Origin of the sequence: Sphingobacterium shayense (assembly GCF_013179575.1) — a bacterium.
Classification (GTDB): domain Bacteria; phylum Bacteroidota; class Bacteroidia; order Sphingobacteriales; family Sphingobacteriaceae; genus Sphingobacterium; species Sphingobacterium shayense.
The window spans coordinates 1-9817 of record NZ_JABMCQ010000160.1; the positions used below are offsets into that span (position 1 = coordinate 1).

Sequence of the window (9817 nt, forward strand, 5' to 3'; positions counted from 1 at the left end):
GCACCGAAAACGGGAAACGAACGTTTTCTGTGGTTTTTATGAACCCCTATACAGGAGAGTTCCTCAAAAAGCAGCAGACCGTAGGTGGCCCCGAATTCGACTTCTTCCGATTCATTATTGATGGCCACCGGGCACTCTGGCTTCCCTACAATATCGGTAGACCTATCGTTGGGGTAGCGACTTTATGTTTTTTGATTTTACTAGTCTCGGGTATGGTGATGTGGTGGCCCAAGAAATGGAACCGCTCCAATCGTAAAAAAAGCTTTAATATAAAATGGAGGGGGAGCTTCAAACGCGTTAATTACGACCTTCACAATGTTCTGGGATTTTATAGTTTACTCTTGGCATTTGCTCTTGCCGTAACGGGATTAGTTTGGAGCTTTACTTGGTTCGATAATGCATTGTATTTCCTCGCGTCTGGCGGCGAACAAAAGCATGAACATCATCACCCCCATTCCGACCTCTCTCAAAAAGGACGTGTATGGGACAACCAGCTTACTCCACTTGACAGCGCATGGTATGCTACCCTAAAGCAGGTGGATCAAATAGGTGGAATGTATATGACACCAATTTTACATGATGAAGATGATTCTTATGAAATTTTGATATATCATAATGACGGTTCATATTACAACCAAAGTGCGTATTATTATGACAGATACACACTCAAACCCTTAGAAATGGATGGTAGTAAATATAGTGAAGCAAAGTTTGCCGATAGGCTATCTATGATGAATTATGATATTCACATAGGGACAATACTCGGTCTTCCTGGTAAGATTCTCGCTTTCTTAATCAGTTTAATATGTGCAAGTTTACCTGTTACGGGTTTCATGGTTTGGTTGAATAAAAGAAAACGCTAGGAGGATCAATTAGGCTGGTGGCAGCATTGTAAAGCGGAAATTGATATATCCTCTTCGACTCCCGCAGTTCGAAACTTTCGAGAGATAATTCTTGGTTCTGAACCATTTGATTCCTTTTTGTCACCATTTATTAGGCACGCGCTCCAAAAAATTGCGTAGTTTCCCAAAGATGTTGGCAACCTTTAATGAATGCTTTTGTTATCTTACGGTGGGAACTACTTATTTTTGATCATGATTACCTATAACACGGCAGCCTTACTCTTTCCAGCGATCAGCTTAATTATGCTGGCTTACACAAACAGATTTTTAGCGCTTGCAGCTTTGGTCCGAAGTCTTCATGCGAAATATCTCGAACATAACAAAAGAGGAGTATTGAAAGGGCAAATAGATAATCTTCGATATCGTCTTAAACTAATCCGCCACATGCAGGGTTTAGGTATTTTGAGCTTTTTAGCGTGTATCATATGTATGTACGGAATATATTTGGAAAACATGGTTTTTGCCGAGATCTCCTTTGCATTAAGTCTCCTTTTTTTTACGCTATCGTTGCTCGTCTCCTTCTTAGAAGTTCAGTTAAGCAACAAAGCTTTAGAACTTGAGTTAAGTGATATGGAAGAGCGCCCGGGAACTTCTAAAGGTTAGATTTGAACGGCCTGTAATGTGATCCAGAAGATGCGCCTTTCCACCTTCAATGCTTCTTAGTGTCCCAAAACATTATCTAAAGCCGTCATTCCGTTTATTGTTTTAATCCGCCTTAAATACATAAGGCTTGTTTTAGCGTCCTCTTTGAATCTGCGCATGCAAAAAATTTGTAAGGAAATATAATTATATCTATTATTGTAATGACCATTAAGATAATGGACATTACATTAATGATAGTTACATTATGAAGTTTTACAATAGAACCGCGGAAATTGCACTCCTGACAAAAAATCACGCTCAGTCGTTAAAGACAGCTTGCTTTCAGGCTATTATAGGAAGGAGGCGTATCGGTAAAACGATGTTAATAACTGAATCATTGAAGGGCCAGAAATATTTATATCTGTTCGTCTCGCGTAAAAACGAGCATCTTTTATGCTCCGAATTTCAGAACGATGCCGAACAAATGATCGGTCTGAAGATATTTGGGACAATTAGTAAATTCAAAGATTTATTTGAGCAGTTGTTAATTTTTGCGACTAAAGAACACTTCACACTTGTAATCGATGAATTTCAAGAATTTGACAATGTCAATCCAGCTATTTTCAGTGACATTCAAAATCTTTGGGACAAGTATAAAAAACTATCGAAAATCAATTTCATAGTTTGTGGATCCATCTACTCGTTAATGACGAAAATTTTCGAGAACAATAAAGAACCCCTTTTTGGAAGATTAACTTCGAAACTATATTTACAACCATTTAACGTAGATGTAATTAAGGAAATATTGCATGACTACAATCCTAGCTACAAACCCGAAGACCTGTTATGTCTGTATATACTCACAGGCGGGGTAGCTAAGTACATTGAGATATTAATGGAAGCTAATGCCTTTACTAAAGATCTTATGCTAGACATGGTTACGCAAATGGATTCCGTGCTGCTGAGTGAAGGTAAAGATATTTTAATTACAGAATTTGGGAAAGAATACGGAACTTATTTTTCGATACTTCAATTAATAGCATCAGGGAAGACGACACAGAACGAGATCGACTCTATTATTGAAAAAAATACAGGTGCATATTTAATCAACTTAGAAAGAGACTATTCTTTAATCGTTAGAAACAAACCTATTTTTTCAAAACCCAATAGTCGAAAAACAAGATGGAGCGTCAAAGATAATTATCTTCAATTCTGGTTTCGGTTTATTTATCCAAACCAATCGCTTATTGAAGTCGGACGGTTAGACCTCTTACGAGAAACAATCGAACTAGGGTATAAGCAATTCAGCGGGCTATTACTAGAAAAATACTTTAGAGAAAAGCTATTCCTAGAGGAGCGCGTGACGGAAATTGGAGCCTACTGGGATAGCAACGGAGAAAATGAAATAGACATCGTAGCAATAAATAGCATTGAGAAAAAAGCAATCATTGCAGAAGTCAAACGCAATCCTAAAAAAATAGATCTGGGAAAATTAACATTAAAAACAAAAGCCTTACAAAAAGATATTGGATCCTACCAGTTAGAATTGAAAGGATTCTCTATCGATGACATGTAAAATGGGCCCGCTGACCTGATATTGATTTTTCTATAGTTAAATAACTTCTCTGGTAGCGGTATATCGGCTCGATCAAATACATTATTTAGTAGCCGTGACACGACTATTAAATATTTTTTTAAACATAGGCCTACGGCTTTTGTTAGAACACCAATGGACGTTACAAAAATTAAAGAGCAAAAACATGCTGCTGAAGCATTATTGAAAAGATTATTACCAGAAAGAAGCCAAGAATTTGATGTTCAAATTCAGCCCACTATCGAAACTAATAAAGACTTCTTCGGAATTGAAGCAAAAAATGGTAAGATTGAATTGAGCGGCAACAACCCAGTCTCCGTTGCTTCCGGACTACATTGGTATCTCAAACATATATGCCACTGCCATATTTCCTGGAACAGCGATCAGTTGGATCTTCCCGAAAAGTTGCCGACTAATTTTGAGCCTATCCTGCGTAACACAGAGTTTGATATCCGCTGCTATCTCAATTATTGCACTTTCAGCTATTCAATGGCGTGGTGGGACTGGGAACGTTGGGAGCGTGAGATTGACTGGATGGCCCTGCATGGGATAAACATGCCGCTTGCAATTACGGGTCTGGAGGCGGTTTGGCAAAACACACTTCGCCGTCTAGGAATGGATGACAATGCTATTAAAAACTTTTTAGTCGGACCGACATATTTCGCTTGGCAGTGGATGGATAATTTGGAAGGATGGATGGGGCCTCTATCCCAAGACTGGATCGACCGCCATCTAGAGCTGGGTCAACGGATTATCACCAGAGAACGCGAACTTGGCATGAAAACGATCCTTAAGGGATTTACAGGCTACGTTCCCACTGCGCTTGCGAGATTTTATCCGGATGCCAAAATATACACAACAGACTGGATATCCACTTTCCAGACAGCACAGATCGACCCTTTAGATCCCCTGTTTGCGGAAATTGCAAAAATTTTCATTCAGGAGCAGGAAAAGCTATTCGGGACGGATCACTATTATTCAGTAGACCCCTTCCATGAAAGCCAACCTCCTATTAAGACTGCTGAATATCTTGAACAAGCGGGAAACGCCATTTATTCAGCGATTAACCATATCGACCCGAACGCTGTACTGGTTATCCAAACCTGGTCGCTCAGACAAGGATTATTACGCGCCATACCAAAGGAGCGCACGCTGATGCTCGCTCTAACGGGCACAAATTGGAAAAAACACGAAAGCTATTGGGGACGTCCGTGGGTAGTCGGTATGATGCACAATTTTGGTGGTCGCAATTATATTGGCGGCAATTTAGCGCATTTTTTGTCTCATGCACTCCACCTAAAGCAGTTACCTGAAGCCTTAAACGTGCAGGGGCTTGGCATCTTCCCCGAAGCAATTGAGCACAACCCGGTTATCTACCAAGCTGCGACAGAGATAGCATGGCATGAAACCCTCGAGCAAGACGTGCCAGGCTGGACAAAAAAATACGTGATCGCTCGTTATGGGCAGCTCCCTGATGCCGCTGCGCGCGCCTGGAAGATACTTCTAAGCACCGTGTATCAGCAAAAGAAGGTGAAAATTGTTTCTATGGAATCTCCAATATGTGCTCGACCAGCGCTGTTTATGCCTAGAGTCTCCATGAACGGAGATATGGTTAGAGACTATGATTTAATAGCACTTTGGCCAGCGTGGAAGGAAATGCTGGAAGGGGCAAAAGAGCTGGGTGACAAACCTACCTTTCAATATGATTTAGTTGATATCGCTCGGCAGTGTCTAGCTGATCTAGCCTTACTTTTACACGAGTCCCTCGGAAAAGCCTACACTTCCAGAAATCATATAGCACTTAAACAGGCAGGAGAACAGTTTATCGATTTGATGCAGGATTTGGATGACCTTTTAGCGACTAGAGAAGAATTTTTATTGGGAAAATGGCTGCATGACGCGCGAAGGTGGGGAAATAATGACGAAGAGAAGAATCGATATGAACAGGCAGCACGTACCTTAATAACCATATGGGGTCCCGTAACACCAAACGCATTGTTTTTTGATTATTCAAACAGACAATGGTCGGGTTTAATCCGCGGATTTTACATTCCGCGCTGGCGCATGTTCATAGACTATCTATTGGGGCAGTCGGAAGAAGAAAACAAACGATACCACTCACGCAAACTTAAGAAATCATACGGAAGGCCAGCAAATAATGCCAATCCGTTCTTCCAGACACTCTCGGCCTGGGAAAAATCGTGGACAGAAGGACACGAGAGCTACGCTAACGTTGCTACGGGAGATGCTGTCAAAATAGCGAGACAACTGTATTCCAAATGGTGGCCAGTCATGGAACATCAGTCGCGTCAACTTACGCCTACCGTACAACAAGAAGATTATGTGGAAGAAGTAAGCCGTCAAGCAGATGATGTTGATAATTTTGGTTTGTAGGGAGTACCCAACCATTTTGCAACAAAGGAGAATCCTTAAGAGAAGTGAAAAACTTCTGGGTTCTCCTTTAGCAGGATAAATTACAACACCTAAGGGGTGTTATAATTCCATCTCCCCATGGGCCAGTATTCGAGAAAGTCCAGCTAATAAAACTGATGCTATCAGAAAACTAAAAATGATTAGGAATCCCTATTCTCACTTTCTTCCTCAACCCCTTCTTCGATCAGTTCATTCACCTCCTGCATTTCTCCACGATCGAGTTCGTCCACCTCTTCCTCCTGCTGGTCGTCATGTTTGTTGATATGAAAGCTACATCCCATCGGAAAATGGTCAGACCCAACCGATGGATAGATGAATAATTTATCGATAAAAATATCAGGACAATGGAAGACAAGATCTAACGGAACTCTGAAAAACCAATATTTAGCGTGAAAAGTAGCTAAAATACCTCGTCCTATTCGAGCATCAATTAATTCACTGGTCTTCTTAAAAAGAATTGATGACTTGGCCCAAGCGACGTTATTGAAATCACCGGTAACTAGCACAGGAAGTTTATAGCCTCTAACTTTTTTTGCGATGCTTAATAGGTCGCCATCACGTTCTTTAGAATTTTCCTCTTCAGTCGGACTTGGTGGCGGCGGATGTACGCCGAAGAAAACAAACCGATAACCGTCGTCAGTCTCTAATTCCGCTTCAATACTGGGAAGATCGTCAGCTACAAAATAATGTGTCTTAATGTTTCTCACCTTCAGTTTCGTGTAAAGGTGCATACCGTATGTATTGTCAAGTGTAACCTTCTGCTGGTTCGGATATTCATCTTCAAGTACACGCAATGCCTTTTCCCAGTTACTATCACTCTCCATCGTCAAAAATAGATGAGGCTTTTCCTCTCTTATCAGTTGAATAAAGCGCTCATACTGATCATTAAACTGATAGATATTACAAGAGATTATTTTTACCTGGGATGAGTTATGCTTAGAAGCACTTCTTTTTGTCGCCTTCCAAAACTTTGTATAACGAATAAAGATATACACATGATATATCATTAAGGCCAACTGAACAGCATTTATCAGCCATAAAGTTACTGAGTCGTTTATGTACAAAAAAGAGGTGATGACGGCAGCCACCTGCAAGACTAAGATCTGCAGCTTAGCGAACTCCGGAACCCGAAAGACCCAATGCTGATTTTGTACAAATGGGAGAACACTAAGCAGTATAAGTATGCAAGAAAAGACAATTGTAATAATTTCCATTTACAGCTAAATTAAGAAATTCCACCTAAAATAAAATTTAATTGACATTCAGTAAATATCAAATAGAGTCTTTTCTCACAGCCATACAGAGCCAGCATAACGAAAAACAGAAAATAAACGGATGGCTAAAAACTTAGTAACATTAAAAAACACCAGATTTTAAGGTCAACTATCCAATAGACCTTAAATGTAAGGCCAAAATCTTAGCTAACATTAAAAAACACCAGATTTTAAGGTCAGCTATCCAATAGACCTTAAATGTAAGGCCAAAATCTTAGCTAACATTAAAAAACACCAGATTTTAAGGTCAGCTAATTTTTTTTATTAAGTTTGTGTATGCTATATACAATTAATCCCGAACGTAATAAACCTTGGAATGACTTACCGGACCTCCCTATCGATCCCAAAATATATCAAACTATAAAGGTATACGAGCAACTTGGTAATGCTAAAGCAGCACTAGCTCGATTACAGGGACGGAGCATCGTTATTCCTAATCAAGGACTGCTGATTAACTCTATCAGTTTACAAGAAGCAAAGGCTTCGAGTGCTATAGAAAATATTTTCACGACTGATGACGAGCTTTACAAAGCATACAGTCAGGATCAAATAAACCAGCGCAGCGACTCTGCAAAAGAAGTGCTCAATTACCGAGAAGCCCTTTGGAAGGGGTATCAATATTTAAACGGCGATCAGCAAATCGACATAAGCTACTTTGAAACAATATATCGCACGGTAACGGGTTATAACGATGGTATTCGACCCCCAGTAGCTCAAATTTATATTAAGCAGGGAGGAACTGGACCCAATGCTGGAACCCCTTTTTATACACCTCCACGAGGTCCGGGAATTGTAACAGCAAAAATGAACAATCTCATCAATTTCCTAAACGACGATAAAACCTACTCTTTAGACCCTCTGTTAAAGATGGCAATTGGGCACTTCCAATTCGAAGCAATCCATCCCTTTAGAGATGGTAACGGACGCACTGGCCGGATCTTCAATATTCACTACTTAACAAAAAAGGGCTTACTAGATTATCCGATACTGTACTTAAGTCGTTATATTTTGGAAACCAAAGAGGATTATTACGAGGGACTGTCTGGAATCACTCAACGAGGCAACTGGGAACAATGGCTTTTATACATCTTAAAGACGATAGAAATAACGGCACATACGACCTATAACAAAATTAACGATATTGTAAATGCAAAAGACGCTATACTAAACCTTATAGAAAAAGATACAAACTTCACTCGACCCGAAGTATTAATCGATTCGCTATTTATTCAACCCTTCACGAGGGTCAAACATCTTCAAAAAGTTTATTCTGAAAATACGGCTCGAAAGTATCTCGAACGATTGGTAGACATGCGTGTGTTGGAAAAACGAACGATTTCTGGGAATTCTTATTACCTTAATTTAGAACTTTATCGTATACTGTCCGAATAATTGAAAAGCAGGACAAAACACAAAATTTGAATTTGAACAGCGATGCTGGCACGTTGATCCTCTCGAGATCTCAAAAAGTGGCACCGAGTAATAATCAAAACAGCAGGGAACCATATTTTCACTATTATCAGAAAGAGTGCCGTAAAGATTCCTGCGAGGAACCCTTACGGCACTTGTTAAAGATATTTTAATATACTTGAGTTTTACCTAATACACACCTCTACTAAAGCTTTGAAATTTTTCCGTACATCTCCGCTAAGGCAAATTGGTCGAGAAGCGATTTTCGATTTTTCTTCTTCTCGCCACTCCAGTCTGAATTGAATAGACCATTTCTCTCTCTCATGTTATCCCATGCGAAGTCTAAATTTGACTGAAAGCCATCCACATATAGTCTATTTGCATCCAACTCATAAAGCTCCACAAATCCTCTCATCATTACGGCAATGAACCAGTTATTACTAGTCTTCAAAAGTTTGATCGTTTTACCTGTAGACGCCACGTTGTAATCATAGAAAAAATAATCATAGGAAGACTTCGCTACGTTCTGGGCATCTATTAAATACTGCTTCTGATGGGTAAGCTTAAATAAGAGTGCACCTGCCTGAATCATTTGACCGGAGTTATAAGGGTATTTTGTTTTCTCAACGTTTCCGTTCAAGGCTATGTTATCAAAATACAAATAGTCAGTAGTATCTTGTAGATTTTCTTTTGTCCATATATATAACTCTTCCGCCAGATCTAAATAAGTTTTGTCCTTCGTTGCCTCGTATAGCTTTGCTACCATAACAATCGCCGGAGCATTGGAGCACGTATTTTTCGATTCCTTGCGCTGCTCGCACCAGTAAATTCCACCACCCAATTTCTCGTCCATCCCACTTGCAACAAATTTCCAAATTTCGATAGCCTTGTTTAGATACTTTTTCTCCTTTGTTAGCAGATAGAGATCTGTGTAATCAATACCTAACCAAATATTGTCATCGTAGAAACGATCCGACTGAGGCGCTGAATTAACATACGACGCATATCCGGGCGGCGTTCGTTTATCATAATAAGCGTCTAAACCCTTAAGGACGATATTGTCGATTTCCTTTTTTATTTCATGATCATTCGACGATTCGAATATCGCTACCTGAGCGGAAAGCGCTCCCGAATACGGCCACAAATAAGAGTAGGGATTTGATCTAGTAGAGTTCTCTCCCCCGCCCAAATAATCTGCAACATAATTTTCATTATAAGGATACTGCTCCCTTAACAAGGGACTGTTTGGCACGGCATAGTATTTATAAACAGAATCCATTATTGCATTGGCTCGCGTCAAATTTCTGTTTTGTTGCCCATGGCTTGTTAAGGATAAAGCGAGCAAAAAAACACTCGCGAGACAAAGTTTAATGATGTTGTTTTTACAGAATCTAATCACTAGAATAGAGTTTATAAGTTTAAAAATAATTTAATTTACGAGGCCGAAATTAGCGTGTCTCACTAGCCCCTCAAATAACATTGCAGCACTTGTCTGTGATGTTAACTTTGTGTTGCCTACCGGGATCTCGCTCCAAGATTTCCCAAACAATAGGACATTGTGGTCATTCCCACGATTCCACGCTACCTTTCCGTTATTGATCAAGAAATTTTCAAATTTGGTC

General features: G+C 39.8%; 8 protein-coding genes. 5 read left to right on the forward strand and 3 right to left on the reverse strand.

All coding sequences use genetic code 11. The features are described from left to right. The 4 genes from HP439_RS15455 to HP439_RS15470 form a co-directional block, all read left to right on the forward strand. A partial coding sequence (locus HP439_RS15455; protein ID WP_172391238.1) for a PepSY-associated TM helix domain-containing protein occupies nucleotides 1-863 on the forward strand: 863 nt, incomplete at its 5' end. 189 nt (nucleotides 864-1052) lie between these two features. After that, nucleotides 1053-1505, forward strand: a complete 453-nt coding sequence (locus tag HP439_RS15460; protein ID WP_246229383.1) for a DUF2721 domain-containing protein — start codon at nucleotides 1053-1055, stop codon at nucleotides 1503-1505. A 244-nt stretch (nucleotides 1506-1749) separates the two neighbouring features. Continuing rightward, nucleotides 1750-3060 (forward strand): ATP-binding protein, encoded by a 1311-nt coding sequence (locus tag HP439_RS15465; RefSeq protein WP_172391239.1) that lies wholly within the window; start codon nucleotides 1750-1752, stop codon nucleotides 3058-3060. Between the two features lie 153 nt (nucleotides 3061-3213). After that, nucleotides 3214-5472 carry an alpha-N-acetylglucosaminidase gene (locus HP439_RS15470; RefSeq protein ID WP_172391240.1) on the forward strand — a complete coding sequence of 753 codons (2259 nt, stop codon included), beginning with the start codon at nucleotides 3214-3216 and terminating at the stop codon, nucleotides 5470-5472. A 179-nt stretch (nucleotides 5473-5651) separates the two neighbouring features. Here the strand turns inward: HP439_RS15470 and HP439_RS15475 are convergent, their stop codons facing one another. After that, the gene (locus HP439_RS15475) at nucleotides 5652-6725 is read right to left on the reverse strand and encodes an endonuclease/exonuclease/phosphatase family protein (RefSeq protein WP_172391241.1); all 1074 of its coding nucleotides are present in this window, start codon (nucleotides 6723-6725) and stop codon (nucleotides 5652-5654) included. Nucleotides 6726-7061: 336 nt separating this feature from the next. Between HP439_RS15475 and HP439_RS15480 the strand changes: the two genes are divergently transcribed. Beyond that, the gene (locus HP439_RS15480; protein ID WP_172391242.1) at nucleotides 7062-8177 is read left to right on the forward strand and encodes a Fic family protein; all 1116 of its coding nucleotides are present in this window, start codon (nucleotides 7062-7064) and stop codon (nucleotides 8175-8177) included. A gap of 223 nt (nucleotides 8178-8400) precedes the next feature. Here the strand turns inward: HP439_RS15480 and HP439_RS15485 are convergent, their stop codons facing one another. Then, nucleotides 8401-9474 carry a glycoside hydrolase family 76 protein gene (locus HP439_RS15485; protein ID WP_216657874.1) on the reverse strand — a complete coding sequence of 358 codons (1074 nt, stop codon included), beginning with the start codon at nucleotides 9472-9474 and terminating at the stop codon, nucleotides 8401-8403. Nucleotides 9475-9624: 150 nt separating this feature from the next. Further along, the coding region (locus tag HP439_RS19445) for a hypothetical protein (RefSeq protein WP_216657875.1) at nucleotides 9625-9817 on the reverse strand (193 nt) is incomplete at its 5' end.